This window comes from Paenibacillus sp. FSL R7-0312, assembly GCF_038004445.1.
Taxonomy (GTDB): domain Bacteria; phylum Bacillota; class Bacilli; order Paenibacillales; family Paenibacillaceae; genus Paenibacillus_AQ.
This window is the reverse complement of sequence record NZ_JBBORE010000001.1, coordinates 2361902-2384824: the sequence shown is the minus strand read 5'-3', so window position 1 is coordinate 2384824 and position 22923 is coordinate 2361902. Positions and strand designations below refer to the sequence as shown.

Below are 22923 nucleotides of genomic sequence, written 5' to 3'. Positions count from 1 at the left end.
TTGGTCTTTAATTTGTAAGCACTTACATGTATGAATTATAGAGGTGATCCGCCGGCTAAAATACGACCGAATTAAAGGTATACCCCCATAAAAGTTTAGAACTTTGCATGGCGGTATTCATTCGGGCCCATGTGCATCTCCTTTTCAAACCGTTTCAAAAACTGACCGTAATTGACATAACCCACACGTTCAGCTATCTCCGAGAGCTTCAGCTTGCTGCCGCGCAGCAGAACCGCCGCCTCCTGAATCCGCAGATGATGCAGCTGCTCATTGAAGGTCATGCCGTTCTTCTTAATCAGCAATTGCCCCAGATAGACGGGATGCAGGAAGAAGACCTCTGCCAGCTTCTGAATGCTCAGACTCTCCTGAAAATGCGCACCGATATACTCATTAATCTCCTGCACAATGCCATGCGACTTTTGATTCTGCTCACGCATCAGGAGATCAATTGCCATTTCACCGCACATTAATAAGCGGCTGAGCAATTCATCCAGCGGGATCATGGCCTGCTGGATCTCCGCGATTCCAGACCCAGCCGTCACCTGCTCCCCGCCTCCGTCCTCCGCCCCGGGCGCGAGCTCGGTGATCCGGTACATGAGATGAATCACAATTTTCCGAACCACCTCCGGCGCCACCTGCTGTGCACGGAAGCTGCAGTCCGCTTCCTCCAGCGCTCTGCGGTAACCGTCCGCATCGAGCAGATTAACAGAATCAAGCAGGGCATCCATTAGCCGGATATGATCATAATGATAGCTGAAGGGATGGCCCTGTATCCCGCGGTAAGCCAGAATCCCGGCATACTCAGGATTATAGAAAAAATGCTGCAAAGCCTCTTTGGCGCTGCGGTAACTCTCAGCAATTCCCGGCAGGGAGTTCTCCGGAGCTCCAATGGCCATATAGATCTGTCTTCTGCCGTATTCCTGCCGGAGGAAATTCAGCCCCTCTTCTATTGCTCCGCCTTCAGGGCTATCTGCCGGCATACCGTATACAATCCCGAGAATGCCCGCCTCCAGATCCATCATCACCATGGCCGGATAGGCAGCCAACTGGGTAGCCGCCCTTCCCCGCAGCTCTGTATACAGCTCCGGGACAGTCTGAATCAGACAAAGATTCCAGAGCCCGACCCCCTGAAAGCCAGGCAGACGATCCAGCAGCTCCTGAAGCGCCGGGTCTGCTTTTTTCCCGTACAGCAGTCCTCTAATCAAGGCCACCGCCTCTTCTTCAGAGGCAATCTCATGAATCATTCTGCGGTTCGCTTCCTGTTCCAGCTCCTGATGAATTTCCCGCAATTCCTCAGCGGCCTCCTCCGGAAAGACCGGCTTCAGCAGATAATGGCTGATTCCGTAGCTGATGGCCGTACGGGCATATTCAAATTCACTGTAGCCGCTCAGAATCACGAACTTGGGTCTGCCGGCATCCTGCTCTTGCCAGGCCTCTATCATCTCCAAACCATTCATGAGCGGCATGTTCACATCTGTAATCACCAGGTCCGGCTCCAGCAGCTTCATCAGCCGCAGCCCCTCCCGGCCGTTGCCGCAGGTTCCGCACAGCTCGAAGCCGAGTTCCTCCCAATCGATCCACAGCTGCATGCCTTCGAGGGCGCTCGGCTCATCATCAACTAATAATACTTTGTATTTCACAGGTTACACCTCGCCTTCCAAGGGATGATTCAACTCCAGCAGCCTGAGCGGAATGCCGAAGGTGACCAAGGTCCCCAGACCCGGTGTGCTGGATATCTCGAAGCGCACCTGATCGGCATAATATAGTTCAAGCCTGCGGTAGACGTTGCGGATTCCGATATTGGTCCCGGAGGAGTCCTCCTTGCGGATGGCATACAGCAGCTCTTTAAGCTTATCCGGCTCTATGCCTTTGCCGTTATCCGATACGCTAATCTGCAGCCGGTTATCCAGCACTGCCGTGCTCACCCGGATAATGCCAAGCCCTTCAATCGTCTGCAATCCATGCTTACAGGAGTTCTCGACCAGCGGCTGCATGCTCAGCTTCGGAATTTTATATTTCAGTGACTGCTCATCAATCTCAAACACATAGTCGAATTTATCCCTGAACCTGAATTTCTCAATTTTGAGATACATCTCGATGAATGTGATCTCCTCCTGCACCGACACCAGGTCTTCCTTCCAGCTGAGCAGCCTGCGCAGCAGCTTCGACAGGCTTTTCACAATATCCGTAACATCGGAATATTTATTCTTGGTGCAGACCACCAGAATCGCATTCAGCGTATTGAACAGAAAATGGGGGTTCATCTGGCTCTGCAGGAAGTTCAGCTCCGCCCTGACGCGCTCCATCTCCAGATTCTTGCTCTGGATCTCCAGCTTATACACATCGTTGATCAGCGAGTGGATTCTGGAGGTCATCCGGTTGAAATTGTGAATTAAGCCGCCAATCTCATCCCGCCCCTCATCGATGGTGATCAGCTCAAACTTCTCGTTAGACACCTTTTGCATATGGCGGGACAGGCGTTTCACCCGGTAATTGTAAGAGCGCAGCATAATATAGATGAACCCGCTGGTCAGCAGCGTAAGCGTTGTTGCCAGCACAGCCGCGTACAGACGTATATCCAGAATCGCTTTAGAAATCCGCTCACCCTGGGTGATCCCGGCAATTCTCCAGCCTTTGAGATAGTTAGCCGTGCCTACAGGTACTATCTGAACATCCTCCTCTTGACCGCTACCCAGCTGATTGAATACAGGATAGGGCTCTTTGGTGAGCCGCTGATAGCCGCTGTCCGCTGACATGACAATCTTGTTCTGCTCATTGATGAGGTAGAGACTTAAGTAATCCTTCTCCCGGACAATAATGTCGTAGATCTCATTAAGATCCAGATCAATGCGCAGCACTTTCTCATACTTATTCAAGTTTCTGTAATTATCCATCGTTTGAACTACACTTAGCGTAGGGATTGACGATGCCAGATTCTTATTCTCACTCGTCCGGTAGGCGGTAACAAACACCTGGGTACTCGCATTCTTCGCCTGTCTATACCAATCGCTGGCCCACACCTTGTCATTCATGACCTGATAATTCCCGCCGGATACAATGGTGCGGTTGTCCGTGTAAATGCTAATCCGCTCCAACTGGTTGTTAACAGGCATGTAGCTGTTCATCCGGTCCCTCAGCTGTTCGTCGAACATACTATAGAATTCTATGGAGTCCGTGTAGGTGCGTTCCAGCATCTCGTACAGATTCTTATCCGTAGACAATGCATAACCGACGGAGACCCCCCCTTCGATGAAATCAAGAATATCCTTACGCGCCCGTTCCAGAGAAATCTCCAGATTCTGCTGTTCTCTGGATTTGATAAGATCCGTAATGCGGTCCAGAAATACAAGATTAAGCACCATGATAGGCAGGAGTACACCGACAATATAAATCAGGTAGAACTTGTAATTGAGCGGGATATCGTTAACAATCGTCGTGAATTTGAATCTTTTTCTCCACATGCCTTATGCACCCGGCTTTCTTATCATTATAAAATTTATAAGATCTCGGGGTCCCCGCAAAGTACCTGAGTAACCTTCGAAGCCAAAGCCCCACTTTGTGGGGTTATCTCATAGCTGCTTGTTCTTATTGGCATTCTTGTAGACTGAAGGTGAAGACCCAACCCTCCCCTTGAACTTGTCGATAAAATAATCCGTATTCGAAAAGCCCACCTGCAGTGCGATATCCGATATCTTGAGCTGGGTGCGCTTAAGCAGGCTCTTGGCCGCTTCAATTCGTTTCTCATTCAGATAATCGCTGAAGCTCCGGCCCGTTTCCTTACGGAACAGTTGGCCCAAATAAGCCGAATTCATATGAAACTGTTTGGCAATATCCTGAAGCTGCAGCTTACTCCGGAATTCAAGATCCACGTACTGAATGACATTATAGATCGTATCCCCCTCATTATCCGCCCGTAATTCAGCCAGATAAGCCGCTGCCTGCAGGCAGAGCTTGTCCACATACAGACTCAGCCTGTAATAATCGGCGAGTCCGCCCAGATCGCCATACTCCGTCCGCATCGCATTCATGATTCGGTCGGGATCTCCCTGCATTTCTGCGATGCTCCGGCATAAGGTCATCTCCAGATGGGCCACCTCGGCCTGGGCTGCATCAATCCTCAGCGGCTTGGCCGTAATGGCAGCGAATGCTTCCCTGACACAACTCTGAATCTGCCCAGTCTCGCCTGCCTTGACCTTCTCCAGCACACAGGTGAAGTGCCCTTCAGCTAATTCCAGGGACTGGCCCTTTGCTCCCAGGTCATTATAGTAGAAGATCCCCCCCTTCTCCCGGCGGCACTTCAATCCCCAGACCTCAAGGCTCTGTGTGTACAGTTCCTGGATAGAGCCCGCCCCTCTCCGCTTGCCGCTGATCAGTACGGCCACAGGTACGCCAAGCTTCTCCGACTGTGCCCTCTGCACCTGGGCGGCGGCTGCCTCAATGGCTTCGGAGGACATCCCCGCACACCGCACAATAAGACCCGGCCTGCCCGCTGGGTCCTGAAAGACATAGCCAAGCTCACCCGGGAATCCTTCCCCATCCCCTTCATTCAGGCTTATTGTGCTTGATACAGCAGCAGTAAGGATACACTGCAGCTCTGTCTCAGGCTGAAGATCCATCAGCCTATCCGCTGCGCGCTCCAGCTCTTCGCTCCATTCCCCCTGAATGAACCGGTTGATCAGATTATGGACCAGGAAGTTCTGCTTCTTGCGGTTCTCACTTCTGGAAGCGATTTCATTTTGGATGATGGCTTTGATCTTCAAGAGCAGCGTCCCGATCTCTTCATCATCGACCGGCTTCAGCAGATAGCCATCCACCTTCTGGCGCAGCGCAGTTCGGGCATAGTTGAAGTCGTCATATCCGCTCAGAATAACGAATCTGGGCGGGTGGTCCATCACTTCCTTCACGGCAGCAATCAGCTCGAGTCCGTTCATTACGGGAAGGTTGATATCCGTAAGCAGCAGGTCCGGCTTATGCTCCTGAATTAACCGGAGGGCCTCCACAGCGCTAAGCGCTTCGGCGCATACTTTGTAACCGGATTTCTCCCAGTCGACCATCGTCCTAAGTCCTTCAAGCACCCACGGTTCATCGTCAACAATCATGACTTTCAGCATGAGCCTCGCTCCAATCCCCGAATCTAAATTTTGTCAGTAAATGAATTACAAATAATGCTAACATACAAGTTCAATGATGTGAATTACAACTTAATCAGATACCGGAGTCATATAAAGTAACATTGATCATTTACTTTTTGCGGATATTCTCTATAATTAGGGTTAATTTTATTGATTATCCGGCATTATCTCACACAGGGAAGTGATATGCTTGACGGTAAACAGTCTTCTATCCTCCAATGAATTCAAGAAGCGCCTCTCCCGCTGCTACAATGAAGTGCATAGGGAACTGTATGGGGTAGGTGTCACACAGCTGAGAATTGATGCCGCCGGCGAATCGATGATCCTCTTTCTGGTGAAGCATCAGCGGGTAACTGCGCTGCGGGCACTGGAAGAGAACTATCCCGAGCTGAAGCAGTCGGTGGATGCTGCGCTCCATCAGGAGTTCAAGCGGATCTTCCGGAAGAAGCTAGCCGATGAGCTGGATTTGCCTGTCACCGGTGTACTCCGGGATTATGATCCGGGCACAGGGTGGGCCAGCACGATCATTATCAGTGAATAACAAGATCCCCCACAAAGTGGGGCTTTGGCTTCGATGAAGCGAAGCATGTACCTTCTTATCCTATAACCGGCTGCATCCGGATTGTATCCTGATGCGCTGACTACGCCTATGGCTCGCCAGATTTCTGTTTACAGACTGAAGGAAGCCGTTGATTAGAGGATCCCCTCTATTTCAGCGGCTTCTTTTCATTTCAAAGGAGCATACGCCATGAAAATTATTGTCGGCATTACCGGAGCCAGCGGCTCCATTTACGCCTACTCCCTGATCCGCAGCCTGCACCGGCTTGGGATCGAAACCTATGTCATCGCCACAGGTGCCGGAGAGAATGTGATGAAATACGAGTGTGGTGCGGATATGCAGGAATTGGCCGGATATGCCACTGTGCTGTCCAATACAGATCTGTTCGCTCCTGTAGCCAGCGGCTCCTTCAAGACAGATGGGATGGTGATTATTCCCTGTTCAATGAATACGCTGGGAGCTATCGCTAACGGCATGGGGGATACACTGCTTAGCCGGGCAGCCAGTGTGGTGCTCAAGGAGAAGCGGCGGCTGCTTATCGTTCCGCGCGAAACCCCGCTCCATCTGATTCATCTGGAGAATATGGTGCGGATTGCCCGGGCGGGAGCGGATATCATGCCCGCTTCGCCGGGCTTTTACAATCATCCGACCGAGATCTGGGAGCTGGTGAACTTCATGAATGCCCGTGTTCTAGACGCGCTGGGGATTGATCATCAGCTGATGAAGCGCTGGGGGGAAGCTTAGGAGGGCTGTGCTGGCCTTCTGCCGAAACAGGGAAGCCCGCAGCCTGTGTGGCATGGCTGCGGGCTTCCCTGTTTTTTTGAGATACAATATTGTAAGAAATAATCCTATTCTCCCAGCTCTGCCCGGATCTTCAGGAACACCTGATAGCTCCGCTCGGCAACCTCCGAAATCGCAATCGGGTGGAAGCCCGGCAGATCCGCGTACAGCAGATCATTCAGCGGTGCGGTCCAACTGGCGGGAAGCCGGGCTGCGCCCAGCTTCGCTCCCATAATGGAGCCGACTGTGGCACCGTTGCAGTCTGTATCCATCCCGGCAGAGACAGAGGTAACCACGGCTTTCTCGAAGTCATTGCCGCCGTATATAAGCGAAGCTGCAACGATAGCGGCGTTGTTATTGGTATGCACCGGGTCATAATGGCTGAACTCGTTCCATAGTGTGCTAACCAGCTCGCGCTCACTGCCTGCCTGCTGTGCGATCTCCATACCCCGCCGCACATCCCGGGTCAGCCTGCTGGTCTGCGGTATCTCGCTCAGCCCAATCTCTACAATCTCTTCATTATCCAGGCCCGCGAACGCAGCAGAGATCATTGCAGCATTGAACATTTCGCCGTAGATCCCGTTCTTCACATGGGAGAAGGAGGCATCCCGCCAGCCCAGCTCCGCCGCAAGCTCGGGGTTCCCGGCCGCGCCATAGGCCAAGGCGTCCGCACGGATGGCCGCCCCGATCCATTCCCGGTACGGATTCAGATGCATGCGCACCCGCTCCTGCCGCAGCGGCCAATCCTCCGGCTTCTCACCGTGCAGATGGGAGGTTTCGCCGGCAAAGTTCATATAGGCCTGTGTTTCTGCTGTACATACCTGGCTGTAGGTCAGATGCCCGTGCCACAGCTTGCCGATATCCCAGGAGTCCCAGTCCAGCCCCTTTTGCTCCAGCAGCATCAGGCCAAGGACGGTATAACGGATATCGTCGTCACTCTCCATGTAGCTGATCTTCTCGCGTGTACTGGTGAAGGACCAGTCGCTCAAGCCCAGGCCGTATTCAGCCTGTGCCGTAGAGTACTCAGGTGTATACCCTGTAATCGGCCAGGCATCGGCACCGCGGAACCACAGCTCGATGTTCTCCCAGCCGGTACGGCCGTCCTTTCCGTACAGATAATCCCAATACTCCAGCGGCTTGCCCAGCGCGCAGCCTACACTCCGGCCAAGCCAGGCTCCATAGAACCTGTCCCTCCACTCTTCCGGTGTCCAATTCACCGCAAGCTTACGCGGACCTCCGGGGCGCAGCCGTCTGATCGATGCCAGATCCGAAGGCTCCTCGTAAGGAAAGTCGGCGCCCACCGGAAGGGCCATCAGCTCCCGGTATACCTCCATGAGCTTGCCCTCATCACTTCCGGCAGCAGCCAGCTTCTCTGCCAGACTCCCTGGCTGGCAGCCTTCCTCTATCCGCTGCTGCAGCTCCAGCCGCACCGTCTCCTGCAGGCGTTCCCAGCCTGCCATCCGCTACAATTCTCCCGCCGCAGGCAGGGACCCGCGGTCTAACCGCTCCAGTGAATCAAACAGCAGCTTGATAAAAGCTTCACGGTCTACACCGAGCAGCACCTCTGTATTGGCAGGCTGCTCCGGCTTCTTGCGCCGGTCAGCTACAGTCATCCCCCGGGTCAGCTTCCCTTCGGTTTCCACTGTTACATGCAGATGCTCCGCTTCGAAGAGCTCCGGATGCAGCAGCCAGGCAATCGCGCACGGGTCATGCAGCGCATTGCCGATATAACCCATCTTTTTGCCGTAGATCGAATAGAAATCCAGCAGCTCTCCGACCATTACGGATACGGGTCCACGGGTTTTCAGCTCCTGAATCTCCTCTTCAAATATCGCCGCCTTATCCGTTACATCCAGTCCGCTCATTACAATGGGAATTCCGGATTCAAAGACAATCCGTGCCGCCTCCGGGTCGACATATATGTTGAACTCCGCCGTCCGGGTCACATTGCCATAGGCGAGCCCGCCTCCCATCAGGGAGATCTTCTCAATTCTGTCCTTCACTTCCGGATAAGCAGTAATCAGGAGGGCGATGTTCGTCAGCGGGGCTGTAGGCACCAGGGTAATCTTCTCTTCAGAAGACCGTATAATATCCAGCATGAATTCTACCGCTCCCTGTTCCACCGGCTTGAAGCGGCTCGCCGGAAGCGCGGGGCCATCCATGCCGGACTCCCCATGTGCTGCTTCTCCGGTTACCAGCTTGCCGAGCAGCGGTGCCGCCGCTCCTTTGGCAACGGGAATATCGGCATTTACAAAGCTGAGCACCTTGAGTGCATTATCGGTGATTTTATCCAGAACCTGGTTGCCACCAACCGTGGTAATGCCCCGGATCTCCAGCTGCCCGGGATGAGCCAGCGCAAGCAGAATGGCAATCGCGTCATCATGCCCCGGATCGCAGTCGATTATGATAGGTGTTGGCATCGTTGTCGCTCCCTTGTAAGTTGATTTCTAATCTAAAACGAAATTGAAACTGCTCCTATTGTGGTTGATAGTAACTAGGCTGCCCTCATAGCCTCAACTATTTGGTCGTAGTAGTCTTAAGCTTCTTGTTCTTCTTCCGGGTCTCCGAGACCGCGTATATAATCAGCCCCACTACCGTCGCCACGTAAGGAAGCGTAGCGATCAGCTCCGCCGGAATCTTCAGCACCTGCAGGGCATTGGAGAGCGCATCGGCGGCGCCGAAGAGCAGCGAGGTCAGCGCTGTTCCTACGGTGGTGCTCCGGCCCATGGATTCTGCAGCAATCGCAATCCAGCCCCGGCCGGCCACCATATCACGGGTAAACAGCGACAAATAGCCCATCGACATGTAGGCTCCGCCCAGACTGGCGAAGAAGCCGCTGAGCAGCAGCGCCGTGTACTGGATCCGGACCACGCTGACTCCAACCGACTGGGCCGCATGCGGATTCTCGCCTACCGAGCGGATACGCAGCCCCAGCGGGGTGCGGTTCAGCAGATAATAGACCACAAGCACAGACAGAATCGAGAAGTAGGTCAGAATGTGGTGTCCCGACAGAATCGGACCTAGCACCGGAATATCCTTCAGCAGCGGAATCTGCACACTCGGCAGCACTTTACTCGCCAGGGAGGTCGATGAACCCTTGTCCCCGCTGAGCAGATACAGAATAAACACCGTTCCGCCTGAGGCGAACATATTAATCGCCACACCGCCTAGAATGATATGCGTCTTGAATTTCAAGGTGAAAAAGGCCAAAATCCCGGCAATCAGCGTTCCCGACAATACCGCACCCAGCAGCCCGACCCAGGCGCTATGCGTATAGGCGCTGACAATAACACCGGCCAGAGCCGAGACCAGCATAATCCCTTCCATCCCGATGTTGATGATTCCGGCACGGTTCGAGATGAGTGCTCCCAGTGCAGCGAACAGGATAGGTGTGGTCACACGCAGTACAGAGAAGGCAAAATCCGTCGTCAGAATGACATCCAGCAGACTGTTCATGCTTCCTTCGCCTCCTTCAGCAGCATGCGGTTCTTCCAGAACTTGAGGAACTGCTCAGCCGAAATCAGCAGGATAATCACAGCCTGAATGATCGAGATCATCTCGGAGGGTACGTCGGACAGCCGCGCCATCAGATCGGCTCCAATACGGATATAGGCCAGGAAGAGCGCAGAGACAATGACAGACAGCGGATTGTTCTTGGCCAGCATCGCCACCAGGGCACCATCGAGGCCGTAGCCCGGCAAAGACGTCCACTGAAAGCGGCTGTACATCCCGAGTACTTCCACCGAGCCGCCCATCCCGGCAATAAACCCGGCGATCAGATGCACGAGAATGATAACCTTGGCAGTCTTCATGCCAGAGTACCGGGCAAACTCCCGGTTGACGCCTGTCATCCGCAGCTCATAGCCCCATTTGGTCCGGTAGAGGAACAGATGGGCCAGTACAATCAGCACCAATACAATAATAAGTCCGGTATGAATCCGTGTGCCTGCAAAAAGCTTGCTCAGCTGCGCAGTTTTCTCGAATTTAAACGAGACGTTGGCGAAGGCCTTGGCATCCCGCAGATGATAGTTCAGCAGGTATAGCCCCACTCCGAACAGGATATTATTGAACATCAGCGAAGTCACCAGTTCATTGGCGTTCCACTTCGCTTTGAGAATTCCGGGAATGGCTGACAGCAGCGCCCCTGTGATAGAACCTGCTAATATCGCCACCAACGGATGCAGCCAACTGTTCAGGCTGAGATGAATCGCTAGTACAGAGGCCACGACACCGGAGAAATAAAAGATTCCCTCTGCCCCCAGGTTGAACATATTGGCCCGGAACAGCAGCGAGACGGCAAGGCCGGTGAACATCAGCGGAATGGCCATCTCAATGACATTGCCGATATGCCCCTTGGTGGAGAACGGCTCCAGCAGGAAAATGCCAATCGTCTTGAGCGGCTGGTCACTGACCAGCGAGATGATCAGGAATGCGATAATCAGCGCAATGACAATAACCGCTGCCGTCCGGACCGCCTCAAAGTATTTTGCTCTAAACATGATTTAATGCCCTCCCGGTCTGCTCTTTGTCCTGCCGGTTAATGCCCAGCATATAGAGTCCCAGCTCTTCCTCACTCACGGCAGAAGGATTATCGAAATACGCAACGATCTGCCCCTCGTACATCACAAGGAGACTGTCGCTCAGCTCCAGAATTTCATTCAGATCGGCAGATACCAGAACTATGGCGCATTTGTCCGAGCGCAGCTCCAGCAGCTTCTGATGGATGAATTGTGCAGCACCGATATCGACACCCCGTGTCGGCTGCTCGGCGATCAGCAGCTGCGGATTCGTAGAGCACTCTCTTGCAACGACTACCTTCTGCATATTCCCGCCCGACAGCATGCCGATCGGCTGCTGAGGACCGGAGCAGCGCACTTTGAATTCTTCCACCAGCGAAGACGCCAGAGCAGCAATTCTGGAGCTGTGGAGAAAAAGCCCCTTATTCATGTCCTTCGAACGGTACCGCGTAGAGATCAGGTTGTCGGCAATACTGGCTTCTCCGGCGGAGCCCTGCCGCATCCGGTCCTCCGGGATATAAGATACGCCCAGGCTGCGGATGCCCAGAATATCCAGCCCGCGGATATCCGTCCCTTTTACACTTACCGCCCCACTGCCGGAGACGCCGCGCAGACCGCCGGTCAGCGCTTCAATCAGCTGCGTCTGTCCGTTCCCCTCAACACCGGCAATGCCGACAATCTGTCCTTCACGGACCGAGAAGCTAATCTCTGCGAGGAGTGCTTTGCCCAGACTGTCGGATACACTCAGCCCATCCACCGTAAGCACCGGCTTGCCATGTGGGATAGTGCTCTTGTCGTACTTCAGTACAACATCCCGGCCGACCATCAGCCGTGATATTTCCTGCTCTGTCACCTCGCGGGTCTCGAAGACCCCTTCGCTTCTGCCGCCTCGCATGATGGTGATCCGGTCACATATTGCTTTGACCTCCTTCAGTTTGTGCGAGATGAACACAATCGTGTGCCCCTGCTCCTTCAGCTGCTGAAGCTCGCGGAACAGCTCCTCTGTCTCCTGCGGAGTCAGCACAGCGGTCGGCTCGTCGAGGATGAGGATTTTGGCCCCGCGAACCAGCGCCTTCAGAATTTCCACCTTCTGCTTCATGCCGACCGACAGATCCTCCACCTTAGCCCTGGCGTTTACCGAGAGGTTATATTTGCGCGCCGTTTCCTCCGTCAGACGCACCGCTTCGCCAGCATTGAAGCCCACACCTTTTCGCGGCTCCATGCCCAGCACCATATTTTCGGCCACAGTAAAAGAAGGCACCAGCATGAAATGCTGATGAACCATGCCGATGCCGCGGTCAATTGCGTCCTGCGGGGACTGCAGCTTCACTTGTTCTCCCCGGATATAGACCGCGCCTTCACTCGGCTCCTCCATGCCGAACATGATCTTCATCAGAGTCGATTTCCCGGCTCCGTTCTCACCCGCAATCGCATGGATTTCGCCCTCCCGCAGGGAGAATTCGACATCCTTATTGGCAACAACGCCGTTCGGGTATACTTTGGTGATTCCCCGCATTTCCAGCAGAGCATTTGCCATGGGTCATCAACGCCTTTCAACTTGGGTGGTCTGCAAAAATAGGCAGCTGGAGTTCTCCCCAAGGGAAGAGCCTCCAACTGCAGAGCTGCATAAGCCAATTTCATTATATAAAGCTATCTTTGATCAATCGTCTTAAGGCTTCACGGCATTGCGGATCGCTTCGACTTCAGAGGTTTCCATGCCCATTGCATTGTCGACCGTAATTTCCTTGTTAATCAGCTTCTGCTTCACTTCTTCCACCTTGGCCTGCAGATCTGCCGGGAATACGTCTTTGTATATGTCATTCTCTGCAATCCCTACGCCGTCTTCAACGAAACCGAGCACATCGCGTTTGCCCATCTCAAGCGTCCCGTCCTGCAGTTTTTTCACTGCGCCGAGGATAGCCATATCGATCTTTTTAATCGCGGAAGTGACAATCAGGTTTGCCTTCTCACTATCGGTATCTTTCAGCAGCATCGCCTGGTCGGAATCGACACCGATGGCATACTTTGTCTTTTCCTTGGCTGCATCAAAGATTCCCAGTCCCGTACCGCCGGCTACGTTGAAAATAATATCCACACCAGAATTGTACTGGATCAGCGATAATTCCTTGCCTTTGGCAGGGTTCACGAAATCTCCGGCATAGGATACCGCTACCTTCACATCAGGATCAACATACTGCGCCCCCTGGATGTAACCCACCAGAAAGGCATTAATGCCGGGAATATCCATCCCGCCCAGGAAGCCGATTACGTTCTCCGGGTTGGCGTTTGGCATATCAGACTGGGTAGCAAGTGCCGCTGCCGCCCCTGCCAGGAATGAGACCTCATTGGTCGAATAGGACATGTTGTACATATTTTCAGGTGCTTCCTCGATGTCCGTATCATAGTTGATGAATTTTTTATCCGGATTCGCCTCTGCTGTTGCATTGAACATTTCCGTGATTTCCGAGCCGCCCGAGATGACAACATCCCAATCTTCGGCAGCGATATCATTAAAAGTTGGTTCCCACTTCGTCTTGTCGGCGCCCATTTCAACCACTTTCGTTTCCGCGCCGAGCTCGTCCTTCACTTTTTGCAGGCCGCTGTTCGCCGCATCAAAAAACGACTTGTCGCCTAGCGTTCCCGGAATAAGCAGCACAACCTTGAGCTTGTCCCCTGCAGCCGCCTCTCCGCCTTCAGCATTCGTTCCGGAGTTGACCGTATTTCCATTACCTGACGTGTTGTTTCCGCATGCAGTGACCAGTACCATAACCGTCATCAGTAATAAAGCGAGTATATTCTTTTTCATTTTCTAAGTTCACACCCCTGTTTGTAATAGATCAACGCTCATAAAATAGCATAAAGTTCCAATTACACGTTTTGTCTGACGGATAGCATCGGGCAGCATGAATAAAAGACTGTTGAAATTCTGAAAACAAGCAATTTACTTTGAAAAACAAACATTACATGTTACATTTCTCAAAAAAACCGCATAAATCCGAACAAGATGGCCAGTCCAGTTGAGAATCTTCGGTTTAATTGATAAGATCATAACAAAAGAAAAGATAAATATTTATATATTTTCGGTCATCTTTTTGTACGATTCGGCTAAATGACGATAAATGGAGGCTCATCATGGACCGTGTTCTATATATTGTAAATGCAGAGCATGAAGCAAATACGTATATCCCCCCGCATCAGCATGAATGTTTCGAGCTTGTGTATTATATCCATGGTCATGGGACCTGCAGCATTGGACCGCGCAGCTATCATTTCCGGCCCTTCACCTTTGGCCTGATTCCGGCGGGTTTCAAGCATGACGAGAATCATCAGCCCAGCCCGGAGGTGCTGTTCGTCGGCTTCCACTGCGGCAATCCGATTATCAATACGCTATCCGGCGTTTTTGACGATGATAAGGAACATACCGTACTGCAGACCCTGCAGCGGATGAATGCAGAATTCAAGCGCAAGCGTGACGGGTTCGCCGAGCTGCTGAATCTGCAAATGAGCGAAATTACCGTGTATCTGCAGCGGCTGCTCGCCGCCTCGGATTTCCATTCCCCGGCAGAGGATCAGATGCAGTATGTGCTGAATTATATGAATGAGCATTACCGCCATAAGCTCTCCGTGTCCTCTCTGGCAGAAATGTCCGGTTATAGCTACGACCGCTTCCGGCATCTGTTCAAGGAAAGATTTGGACATTCCCCGCACCGTTATCTTGTACTGAAGCGCCTGGATTATGCCAAATCTCTGCTGCTGCATACCCAAATGCATATTTCCGAGGTCTCTTCCGCTGCCGGATTCGTCAATGATGCCCAATTCTGCAATATGTTCAAAAGAGAGAGCGGACTCTCCCCGCGAACCTTCCGCATCAGAAGTAAGGTCATGTAATATAACATTAGTCATTTACTTTTTGCTTTTTTTCACTATAATGGAACTTAAGCTTACGTGATGATGACTTATACCGGCTGATCCCGATTATATCCAGATCCGCTGCCCCAATATAAGGTTTGCCCCATTTCTGTTCACAGAATGAAGGAAGCCGCGATTTAGAGAATCTTTTTTCTCTATGTCTGCGGCTTCTTTTTTTATTCCCTTTTTTGGAAGGTGCGCGAGTCAAGGCCCGCTGAAGCTTACAACGGCGAGCAGTTCAACAATGAACGAGGTGAAGGAGGTGCAGCCTGGATGGCATTCATGAATATGCGGCAATTGCTGGAGCACTGGGAACGCAGCGGCAGACTGCTGAAGGTCCGCAAGGAGGTGGACCCCAAGTTTGAGCTTGGGGCCGTGATTAAGGCCGTGAAGGGCAGGCAGCCTATGGTCTTCCAGAAGGTAAAAGGCTATTCCGTCCCGATGGCAGCCGGTCTTGGAGGCTCCAAAGAGCTGCTCGCCGAGAGTATGGGCATTCAGCCGGAAGACTTGCTGCCACGGCTGATCGAGGCCGTTGTTCATCCGTTGCCTACGAAGAACCAGGAGCAGGCTCCGGTACACGACAACGTCATTACGAGCCGGATTAATCTGCGGGAGCTGTTTCCGGTCTGCACCTATAACGCCTTGGACAGCGGAGCTTATTATGTCTCCGGGGTGATGGTCGTCAAAGGCGCGGACGGGCAGAAGCGCTACACCTCCATCCGGCGGATGCAGCTGCTGGACGGCAACCGGACCAGCATCCTGATCTCCTCCCCTGAATTATTCCAGCAGTACAGGGAATTCGAGGAACGCGGCGAGCCGATGGAGGCGGCATTCATGTTCGGCATCGTCCCGGCCGTCGTGCTGGCTTCCCAGGTCAGCACCCACCTGTTCCATGCCGATAAGCTGGAGGTCGCCTCTGCCCTGCTCGGCCAGCCGCTTGCGGTCGTCCGCTGCAAGTCGATCGATCTTGAAGTCCTGGCAGAAGCCGAGGTTGTGTTCGAGGGCCGGATTCTTCCCCGGGTCCGCGAACCGGAGGGTCCGTTCGGCGAACTCGGCGGTTACTACGGCCCGCGCACCGAGCAGCCGGTCGTCGAATTCTCCGCTGTCACCTACCGGAACAATCCGGTCTGGCAGACCATCCTCCCGGCCAGCTACGAAGAGAAGCTGCCGATGGCCATTGCACGCGAGATTGCCCTGCTGGGCTCCGTCCGCCAGGTCGTCCCCGGTGTTACAGACGTTCATATCACTATGGGCGGCGTCGGGCGCTACCATGCGGTCATCCGTATCCGAAAGGTACAGGAGGGCGACGGCAAAACCGCCCTGCTCGCCGCCTTCGCCAGCGACAAGGACCTCAAGCATGTGGTCGTTGTCGACGAGGACGTCAACCTGCTGGACCCGCTTGATGTGGAGTGGGCGATCGCCACCCGTGTCCAGGCTGACCTGGACACCTTCATTGTCACTGGAGCAAAGGGTTCTCCGCTTGAGCCCTCGCACAACCTGCGCGGCGTCACCGCCAAAATGGGCATCGACGCCACCTTCCCGCTGGCTGAAGCGGAGCATTACCGGCGGACCTCCATCCCCGGCCAGGAGGAAATTGAACTGGCGAGTTATTTATAGACGATGAAGCCGGATCCATGGATACACAATTTAGCTTAGCAGGAGGTGGATTATGCAAGCGATCGGATTGATCGAGACCCGGGGACTAACTCCGGCCCTTGAAGCACTGGATGCGATGTGCAAGGCAGCAAATGTGAAGCTGGTCGATTTCAAGCGTGTCGGCTCCGGACTTATAACGGTTATCGTCGAAGGCGATGTCGCCGCAGTCCAGGCGGCCGTGGAGGCCGGTATCGCCGCTTATCCCCGGACGGGGGGACAGCTGATTTCCTCCAACGTTATCCCCCGGCCGCACCCGGATCTGGCGCGGATGCTGCTGTAGATGGATTGAATTATAGAACTATATGCATGCACCTAGACTATAGCTAAAAGTCAGCAAATCAGCGGTGACCGGAGCAAGCCTTGGTTATACGGACGGGTAGCAAGGACTGCAAGAAACGGTTCTGCCGCTGTATGTATACAGCCATGAGATACGCTGGCTATACAACTACACGTGGCACTCCACCCAAGGACTAACGCGTTACTCTGCGGCCCGCGGCCCGGCAGCGAAGCGAGCTAACTTAAGTACATCTGTGAGTACTGTGAGTACTACTGCAAGTACATCTATGAGTGCTACCTTCTAGCCGCTACTGTAAGTACGTCTGTAAGTACTGTGAGTACTACTGTAAGCACATCTGTAAGTACTGGCCAAAAAGTTGTACGTTTTACAACTTAGATACCCCGATACTAGGGAACTTGTAAGGATTGTTGTATGAAATACAACAATTCCCCGCTTAGCAGCTTGAATACGGGAGGAATGTTGCCTTTTATACAACAATTACGGATTACGCTCGATTTCACGAGGAGAATGTTGTATTTCGTGTAGGATTTTCGTTAGTGTCTTTAAAGTTTAGCTTGTACTGCACGCTATTTAGGACTCTTCATATGATTAGTGGACGTTTTTCCGTTTGGCAGCACTTCTCTGCGTGTGAACAACACGATCCCAAGTTGTCTGAAAAATTGTCTGAAGGAAACCTATACTGCGCGCATTAATACCTAGTTTAGGAGGTGATTTCCCTTGTCCAATTTCATGAAGAGCATTGTTGCCGAGGTTTTGGAGCGAAATCACCCTGCTGCTGCTGCTCTCACTTCCGTTACTTCACCCGTTACCGTTACTTCACCTGTTCCCGTCCTTGCTGAAGCTCCGGCACCGGCACCTTCTTCTGCTCCCATTCCCGTTCCGGCTTCTGCTCCCTCTCCCGTTCCGGCTTCGACTTCTGCTTCTGCTTCAGTCGGCCCTTCCTGTTCAGCGGGCAACTGGTCGGACTGCCTGGACACTTGCAGCAGTCCCGTGGATTGCCCGAAACCACCGGGCGGGATCAAGCGGATCAATTACCAGAAGGAGCAGGCCGGGAAGCGGCTCGCATTGTTTGGTCTGCCCGGTGATCCCGGCTCGACAGGGTCACCGGGGTCACCGGGATCATCAAGGTCACCGGTATCACGAGAATCACTAGGATCACACCAATCACACGGATTGCCCGGCGCATCCCCTACTCCAGCCCGGTTACCGGCTGCGGATGCGGCTGCACAGCTCCGCACCTCACATCTTTTTCAAGAGCAGCAGGCAGCATACCCAAATACGGCACGATCCCCGGCAGTCAATGTGCCTGGGGATCATCGGAGCTTTGCCGAACGGTATCTGTCCCCTCTGCTCTTGCGCACCCTGCCTGCCGGGAGCGGGCAGGCTTCGATTCCAACCGGTACTCAGCATTCGGGCACGAATTCAACCGGAGATATTCCCTGCCGGTCCGGCGGTATCCCGGGGGCTGGCCCCACCCGGACGATGGATTCACTGGCAGTGTCATATGACCGGAACACTGCTTCACCAGACATTCCAGTCCCCCTCATCCGGGATGGAACTATGGATGCCTGGCTATTCCCGGTAATCAGCAGCAGGCTCCGCACGCTGCTAGGCACTGCCGGCCGCAGCTACAGCTCGGCAGGCATACTAAGCGTTCCTCTCTGCCATCCGGGCCAGCTGTTCGCCGCAGAAGAACTGCTGGGCAGTGACCCTGCTCTGGAAGCAGATATCCAGTGGGGCGCCAGCGGCGGGAGCTTTGAGCTGAGGCTGTTCAGCAACGATTCCTTCAAACTGGACCGCTTGCTGATAGAGCTCACCGGAATCCTGCAGCGGGATTCCACCCGCCGGGTTCGGGTATACACGAGCCTGCAGCCCGGTCCGCTGCTTCGGCGGCATCTGGCTGCAGGCCAGCAGGAGGCCATTGCCGTAATCGATGCCGCCTCGCGCTGGAGCAGCATCGGCCTCGCGGAACAGCTGCTCGGCAGCTGCCCGGATGCAGGCCTCAGCCTCCGCGCCGAGCGCAGCTACTGCATAATCAGCGGAACCCCCGCTCAGATGGCAAGCGTGCTGCCAGGGTTCACACGCTTTGCTGACTAGCAGCAACTCTGAAAAAGCAATCCTGCCCTGTCGCCCAAGCATCTCTAAAGACTAAGCCCATTAATAACAAAGGAGGTGCCGGTGATGCAGGCACTCGGATTAATTGAGACTCTTGGATATACCACCGCCGTCTCCGCCGCAGATGCAGCCTTGAAAGCGGCGGATGTGCAGCTGATTGCGGTTGAGAAGGTTATCGGTGTCGGCGGTTCACTCGGCGTAACCATTCATTTAAGCGGTGATGTCGCTGCAGTCGGCGCTGCGGTGGATGCTGGCAAAGCGGCAGCCCAGCGGATAGGCACAGTCATTTCCGCCCATGTCATCGCCAAGACCCATGAAGATGTAAACAGCAAAATACTGGCCAGATTCCTTCCGGGCCTGCCCGCAGACTCCAAGACGACAGACGCCGGAACTACATCAGACGGAGCCAAATCTGCCGCATCTGCCATACTTGCCGAAGCTGATCAAACCGACCAAACCGGAACTGCCGGAAGTGCCAGTACCACTGCTCCGGATCTGCCAGAAATTGAATAAGCATTAACAATCAACCTATCTATCTGTCTGTCTATCTGTCTACCTATCTACCAATCTACCAATCTACCTACCTACCTAACTAACTATCTGTTCGTCTATCTATCCGTCCGCCTGTCTATCTGTCTTATCCACTTACTGCGTGTCTCGTTTCCGGCAGGGCATTTTTGAATTACAACTAAATTATTGGAGGTTTTTTATAATGGGAGAATCACTTGGATTAATCGAAACTAAAGGTCTGGTAGGCGCAATTGAAGCAGCCGATGCCATGGTGAAGGCAGCAAACGTGGAAATCTGCGGGTATGAAAAAATAGGCTTTGGTCTGGTCACGGTTATGGTACGCGGGGACGTAGGCGCCGTAAAAGCCGCTACGGATGCGGGAGCCGCCGCTGCCAAACGGGTCGGTGAACTGGTATCCGTTCATGTCATTCCCCGTCCGCACAGTGAAGTAGAACGTGCCTTGCTCTCTAAGGGTATTGAATAAATACTCCCATGGACAGCCGGCATAGTACAGTTGCAGAGAATGCCCTGCTGGGATTGTCATACCGCTCCAGAACGGCAGCGCTGAATGAGGAATATCCCCGGGTGCTGGTGCTGCTGGCCGGCCATTTCATTGGTATGGAGGAAGGTTACGCTGCGCTGCGGAGCTTAAGTACGGAGAAACTCAGGCTACGCTTATGGGCAGAAGATCAGCTGCTCGGGACAAATAACGCCGGAGAACTTGCACGCCAAACCGGAGTAGATGACCTGATCCACCCGGGGCAGGCCGATAAACTCTCCCCTGCCGATGCCGACGCCTTGTTGATCCCTGTTCTGTCGCTGTCATTCCTGTCCCGGCTCGTTCAGTTGGATACCGGGCATCCCTTCGTGAGACTGATTGTTGAGAACCTGTGTGCCGGCAAGCCCGTGGGCGCGCTTACTCTTGGAGCGGAGCCGGAGCATTACCGCTGGAGCGAGCAGGGTTTATCTCAGGCCAGTCCGCTGCTGAAAGAGAAAATGCGCAGCATGGTGACCGCAATATCCGGCTATGGGATCAGACTACTGGCACCGTCCGATGCCTTAAGCTGGCTGTCTGCAGGTTCTGCCCCGCTGAGGAGGCAGGTACTGACGGAGGAGGATATCATCGCAGCAGCCAAGCTGGGCAGAACCTCCATCACTCTGAACAGCCCGGCAGTAATTACTCCCCTGGCCAGGGACACCGCCCGGCAATATGGAATTGAGCTTAATCATGCAGGATTTGAATAGAAGAGGTGACCATCACATGAAGCTGGGAATCATTACTGGACACGTTGTGGCTACGCGAAAAGATGAGAATCTCGTCGGAGCCAAGCTGCTGATCGTACAGCCCATTCTCCCTGACGGGACGCCTGCCGGACAGCTGATTATTGCTGTCGACACCGTTGGCGCAGGCATCGGGGAGACCATTATCTATGCAGTGGGCAGCGTCGCTTCGAGGGCGTCAACGCATCCAAATGCCCCTATAGATGCCGCAATTGTCGGAATCGTAGATAGTGTGGATTGTCCCAGAGCAGGAGGATTGTAGATGATGCTGACTACCGATATCAAAGATGCGATTCAGCGGCGACGGATGATTGATGTGCTGCTATCCGGCCAGCTCCATGCCGACCTGGTGCTGAAGGGCGGCTATATTATCAACGTAATCACCCGGGAGATCTACCCCGGGGATGTAGCAATTAAAGGTGACCGGATTCTGCTTGTCGGCGAGGCTGATAAACTGATCGGTCCCTCCACAGTAGTAGAGGATATGCGCGGCAAATTCATCAGTCCGGGCTTCATCGATTCACATATGCATTTTGAAAGTGCAATGCTGACGGTTACTGAGTTCTCCAAGCTGTCGATTCCAACCGGAACAACCACGCTGGTGGCTGATCCCCATGAGATTGGCAATGTACTGGGCGTTCCCGGAATGAAGGCCATGATTGAAGAAGCGAAGACCTTGCCGAACCGCGTGCTGTTCACCGTCCCGTGCCTTACACCCGATGTGCCCGGCCTCGAGACCGCAGGCGCAGATATCGGCTCCAAGGATATGCAGGAACTGCTGAATGACGACCATGTTCAGGGAATCGGTGAACTGCAGGGGTTCAGCAATGTCCATCCTGTATACCGCAACGCTCCTTACCTGATCGATGATCTGCTCGCTTCCGTCTCCTATGCCAAGGCTATCGGCAAAAGCATTGAGGGCAACGCCCCCGGCCTGTTCGGCCAGGAGCTGGCTGCCCATATCATCTGCGGCGGAGGCCATATCTCCTGCCACGAGACAACAACCAAGGAAGAAATGATGGAGAAGCTGCGCTACGGGGTCAGTGTATTCATGCGCGAAGGCTCCTCGCAGCGCAATATGGCGGAGTGCATCCGGGCAATCACCGAGGAAGGTATGGATTCCCGGCGGGCCATTCTGGTCTCCGACGACATGGTGCCGGAGGATCTGCTGAAGCACGGCCATATGAATGATATCATCCGCCGGACGATTGCCGTCGGTATTGATCCGGTTGAGGCGATTCAGATGGCCACGATCAATCCGGCCACCCATTTCGGCTTCCAGGATATCGGCGTGCTGGCCCCAGGCAAGAAGGCCGATATCGCGGTCATCAGCGACCTGACGAACATGACCATTGCCGAAGTCTATATCAGCGGAGCCAAGGTTGCCAGTGATGGCGAGCTGACGCGAGAGATCCCCTCCTATATCTATCCAGACTCTGTCAAAAAGTCTGTGAAGCGCAAGCCGGTTAAGCTTGCTGACCTTCAGCTCTCCGCTGAAGGTGCCCAAGGAACCGTCCGGGTCCGCGTCATCGAGGTCATCCCCGACCAGAATCTGACCGGCTCCGGCATCTACACCGCTGCCGTGAAGGATGGCGTTGTGCAGCCCTCTGTCGAGAACGATCTGCTGCCCTTGCTTGTCGTAGAACGGCATGGCTGCAGCGGTAAGATCGGCAAAACCTTCGTCCGCGGCATGAAGCTGAAGGCCGGGGCCATTGCAGAGAGCGTGGCCCATGACACCCATAATATTATCGTCACCGGCACCAATTACGCCGATATGGTGACTGCGGTCAACCGGGTTATCGCGATGGACGGCGGCATCGCCATGATCGAAGGCGGCAAGGTGGTCGGCGATCTGCCGCTGCGCATTGGCGGACTGATGACCGATGAGCTGACCGGCAAAGAGATGAGCGCAAGAATTGCCGAGCTGCACCGGCTGGCCCGCGAGGAGCTGGGCTGTACACTGCATGTGCCGTTCATGCATCTCTCCTTCCTGTCGCTGGTCACCAGCCCGGCCTGGAAAATCACCGACGTTGGCCTGATCGACGCCGATGCCTTCACCGTGCTGCCGCCGCTCGCCTGAGCCCGCAGCCCTTGCGTCTGCCGTCAGGCTGAGTCTGCATCCTGCCGCTGCGCACGTCAGCCTCGCCTAACATCCGGAGCCGGTCA

At 54.0% G+C, this 22923-nt stretch carries 20 protein-coding genes; 11 read left to right on the top strand and 9 right to left on the bottom strand.

Features of this window, described 5'->3' with window-relative positions; genetic code table 11:
• Positions 1 to 95 precede the first annotated feature (95 nt).
• The 3 genes from MKX70_RS10505 to MKX70_RS10495 all read right to left on the bottom strand — a co-directional run bounded on the left by MKX70_RS10505 (position 96) and on the right by MKX70_RS10495 (position 5111).
• A complete protein-coding gene (locus MKX70_RS10505; protein WP_042239622.1) occupies positions 96 to 1640 on the bottom strand; it encodes a response regulator in 1545 nt (514 codons plus the stop codon).
• Between the two features lie 3 nt (positions 1641 to 1643).
• Positions 1644 to 3461: a sensor histidine kinase gene (locus MKX70_RS10500; RefSeq protein WP_042239624.1), complete on the bottom strand. Its 1818-nt coding sequence runs from the start codon at positions 3459 to 3461 to the stop codon at positions 1644 to 1646.
• A gap of 108 nt (positions 3462 to 3569) precedes the next feature.
• Positions 3570 to 5111 carry a response regulator gene (locus MKX70_RS10495; protein ID WP_042239626.1) on the bottom strand — a complete coding sequence of 514 codons (1542 nt, stop codon included), beginning with the start codon at positions 5109 to 5111 and terminating at the stop codon, positions 3570 to 3572.
• A gap of 211 nt (positions 5112 to 5322) precedes the next feature.
• Between MKX70_RS10495 and MKX70_RS10490 the strand changes: the two genes are divergently transcribed.
• Positions 5323 to 5673 carry a hypothetical protein gene (locus MKX70_RS10490; RefSeq protein WP_042239628.1) on the top strand — a complete coding sequence of 117 codons (351 nt, stop codon included), beginning with the start codon at positions 5323 to 5325 and terminating at the stop codon, positions 5671 to 5673.
• A 207-nt stretch (positions 5674 to 5880) separates the two neighbouring features.
• Positions 5881 to 6435 carry a UbiX family flavin prenyltransferase gene (locus tag MKX70_RS10485; RefSeq protein WP_042239629.1) on the top strand — a complete coding sequence of 185 codons (555 nt, stop codon included), beginning with the start codon at positions 5881 to 5883 and terminating at the stop codon, positions 6433 to 6435.
• A 104-nt stretch (positions 6436 to 6539) separates the two neighbouring features.
• On the opposite strand, the gene MKX70_RS10480 is transcribed toward MKX70_RS10485, so the two are convergent.
• The 6 genes from MKX70_RS10480 to MKX70_RS10455 all read right to left on the bottom strand — a co-directional run bounded on the left by MKX70_RS10480 (position 6540) and on the right by MKX70_RS10455 (position 13794).
• Positions 6540 to 7931 (bottom strand): ADP-ribosylglycohydrolase family protein, encoded by a 1392-nt coding sequence (locus tag MKX70_RS10480; protein ID WP_042239630.1) that lies wholly within the window; start codon positions 7929 to 7931, stop codon positions 6540 to 6542.
• Positions 7932 to 7934: 3 nt separating this feature from the next.
• On the bottom strand, positions 7935 to 8891 hold the full coding sequence (locus tag MKX70_RS10475; protein ID WP_340839987.1) for a nucleoside hydrolase: 957 nt from the start codon (positions 8889 to 8891) through the stop codon (positions 7935 to 7937).
• A 97-nt stretch (positions 8892 to 8988) separates the two neighbouring features.
• Complete coding sequence (locus tag MKX70_RS10470; protein WP_042239634.1) at positions 8989 to 9927, bottom strand: ABC transporter permease; 939 nt, start codon at positions 9925 to 9927, stop codon at positions 8989 to 8991.
• Positions 9924 to 10970, bottom strand: a complete 1047-nt coding sequence (locus MKX70_RS10465; RefSeq protein WP_042239635.1) for an ABC transporter permease — start codon at positions 10968 to 10970, stop codon at positions 9924 to 9926. The genes MKX70_RS10470 and MKX70_RS10465 overlap by 4 nt, the downstream gene beginning before the upstream one ends.
• Positions 10963 to 12525, bottom strand: coding sequence for an ABC transporter ATP-binding protein (locus tag MKX70_RS10460; protein WP_042239637.1), 1563 nt, complete (start codon positions 12523 to 12525; stop codon positions 10963 to 10965). The genes MKX70_RS10465 and MKX70_RS10460 overlap by 8 nt, the downstream gene beginning before the upstream one ends.
• A gap of 132 nt (positions 12526 to 12657) precedes the next feature.
• On the bottom strand, positions 12658 to 13794 hold the full coding sequence (locus MKX70_RS10455; RefSeq protein WP_042239639.1) for a BMP family ABC transporter substrate-binding protein: 1137 nt from the start codon (positions 13792 to 13794) through the stop codon (positions 12658 to 12660).
• Positions 13795 to 14120: 326 nt separating this feature from the next.
• Between MKX70_RS10455 and MKX70_RS10450 the strand changes: the two genes are divergently transcribed.
• The 9 genes from MKX70_RS10450 to ade all read left to right on the top strand — a co-directional run bounded on the left by MKX70_RS10450 (position 14121) and on the right by ade (position 22837).
• Positions 14121 to 14876: a helix-turn-helix domain-containing protein gene (locus MKX70_RS10450; protein WP_042239640.1), complete on the top strand. Its 756-nt coding sequence runs from the start codon at positions 14121 to 14123 to the stop codon at positions 14874 to 14876.
• Positions 14877 to 15170: 294 nt separating this feature from the next.
• Positions 15171 to 16514 (top strand): UbiD family decarboxylase, encoded by a 1344-nt coding sequence (locus MKX70_RS10445; protein WP_340782426.1) that lies wholly within the window; start codon positions 15171 to 15173, stop codon positions 16512 to 16514.
• Between the two features lie 52 nt (positions 16515 to 16566).
• A complete protein-coding gene (locus MKX70_RS10440; RefSeq protein ID WP_042139963.1) occupies positions 16567 to 16833 on the top strand; it encodes a BMC domain-containing protein in 267 nt (88 codons plus the stop codon).
• A 735-nt stretch (positions 16834 to 17568) separates the two neighbouring features.
• On the top strand, positions 17569 to 18948 hold the full coding sequence (locus MKX70_RS10435) for a hypothetical protein (RefSeq protein WP_156123384.1): 1380 nt from the start codon (positions 17569 to 17571) through the stop codon (positions 18946 to 18948).
• An 84-nt stretch (positions 18949 to 19032) separates the two neighbouring features.
• Positions 19033 to 19479 carry a BMC domain-containing protein gene (locus tag MKX70_RS10430; RefSeq protein WP_081956697.1) on the top strand — a complete coding sequence of 149 codons (447 nt, stop codon included), beginning with the start codon at positions 19033 to 19035 and terminating at the stop codon, positions 19477 to 19479.
• A 199-nt stretch (positions 19480 to 19678) separates the two neighbouring features.
• A complete protein-coding gene (locus tag MKX70_RS10425) occupies positions 19679 to 19960 on the top strand; it encodes a BMC domain-containing protein (RefSeq protein ID WP_019908484.1) in 282 nt (93 codons plus the stop codon).
• Between the two features lie 8 nt (positions 19961 to 19968).
• Positions 19969 to 20721 carry a hypothetical protein gene (locus tag MKX70_RS10420; RefSeq protein WP_042239646.1) on the top strand — a complete coding sequence of 251 codons (753 nt, stop codon included), beginning with the start codon at positions 19969 to 19971 and terminating at the stop codon, positions 20719 to 20721.
• Between the two features lie 16 nt (positions 20722 to 20737).
• Positions 20738 to 21019, top strand: a complete 282-nt coding sequence (locus tag MKX70_RS10415; RefSeq protein ID WP_042239647.1) for a EutN/CcmL family microcompartment protein — start codon at positions 20738 to 20740, stop codon at positions 21017 to 21019.
• Positions 21020 to 22837 (top strand): adenine deaminase, encoded by a 1818-nt coding sequence (gene ade / locus MKX70_RS10410; RefSeq protein WP_340839986.1) that lies wholly within the window; start codon positions 21020 to 21022, stop codon positions 22835 to 22837.
• Positions 22838 to 22923 lie beyond the last annotated feature (86 nt).

What these genes read in the sequence shown, in the direction of transcription:
- MKX70_RS10500 (WP_042239624.1), bottom strand. Translation starts at nt 3,461, where the DNA reads ATGTGGAGAAAAAGATTCAAATTCACGACGATTGTTAACGATATCCCG.
- MKX70_RS10495 (WP_042239626.1), bottom strand. Translation starts at nt 5,111, where the DNA reads ATGCTGAAAGTCATGATTGTTGACGATGAACCGTGGGTGCTTGAAGGA.
- MKX70_RS10485 (WP_042239629.1), top strand. Translation starts at nt 5,881, where the DNA reads ATGAAAATTATTGTCGGCATTACCGGAGCCAGCGGCTCCATTTACGCC.
- MKX70_RS10480 (WP_042239630.1), bottom strand. Translation starts at nt 7,931, where the DNA reads ATGGCAGGCTGGGAACGCCTGCAGGAGACGGTGCGGCTGGAGCTGCAG.
- MKX70_RS10475 (WP_340839987.1), bottom strand. Translation starts at nt 8,891, where the DNA reads ATGCCAACACCTATCATAATCGACTGCGATCCGGGGCATGATGACGCG.
- MKX70_RS10470 (WP_042239634.1), bottom strand. Translation starts at nt 9,927, where the DNA reads ATGAACAGTCTGCTGGATGTCATTCTGACGACGGATTTTGCCTTCTCT.
- MKX70_RS10465 (WP_042239635.1), bottom strand. Translation starts at nt 10,970, where the DNA reads ATGTTTAGAGCAAAATACTTTGAGGCGGTCCGGACGGCAGCGGTTATT.
- MKX70_RS10460 (WP_042239637.1), bottom strand. Translation starts at nt 12,525, where the DNA reads ATGGCAAATGCTCTGCTGGAAATGCGGGGAATCACCAAAGTATACCCG.
- MKX70_RS10455 (WP_042239639.1), bottom strand. Translation starts at nt 13,794, where the DNA reads ATGAAAAAGAATATACTCGCTTTATTACTGATGACGGTTATGGTACTG.
- MKX70_RS10450 (WP_042239640.1), top strand. Translation starts at nt 14,121, where the DNA reads ATGGACCGTGTTCTATATATTGTAAATGCAGAGCATGAAGCAAATACG.
- MKX70_RS10445 (WP_340782426.1), top strand. Translation starts at nt 15,171, where the DNA reads ATGGCATTCATGAATATGCGGCAATTGCTGGAGCACTGGGAACGCAGC.
- MKX70_RS10440 (WP_042139963.1), top strand. Translation starts at nt 16,567, where the DNA reads ATGCAAGCGATCGGATTGATCGAGACCCGGGGACTAACTCCGGCCCTT.
- MKX70_RS10430 (WP_081956697.1), top strand. Translation starts at nt 19,033, where the DNA reads ATGCAGGCACTCGGATTAATTGAGACTCTTGGATATACCACCGCCGTC.
- MKX70_RS10425 (WP_019908484.1), top strand. Translation starts at nt 19,679, where the DNA reads ATGGGAGAATCACTTGGATTAATCGAAACTAAAGGTCTGGTAGGCGCA.
- MKX70_RS10420 (WP_042239646.1), top strand. Translation starts at nt 19,969, where the DNA reads ATGGACAGCCGGCATAGTACAGTTGCAGAGAATGCCCTGCTGGGATTG.
- MKX70_RS10415 (WP_042239647.1), top strand. Translation starts at nt 20,738, where the DNA reads ATGAAGCTGGGAATCATTACTGGACACGTTGTGGCTACGCGAAAAGAT.
- ade (WP_340839986.1), top strand. Translation starts at nt 21,020, where the DNA reads ATGATGCTGACTACCGATATCAAAGATGCGATTCAGCGGCGACGGATG.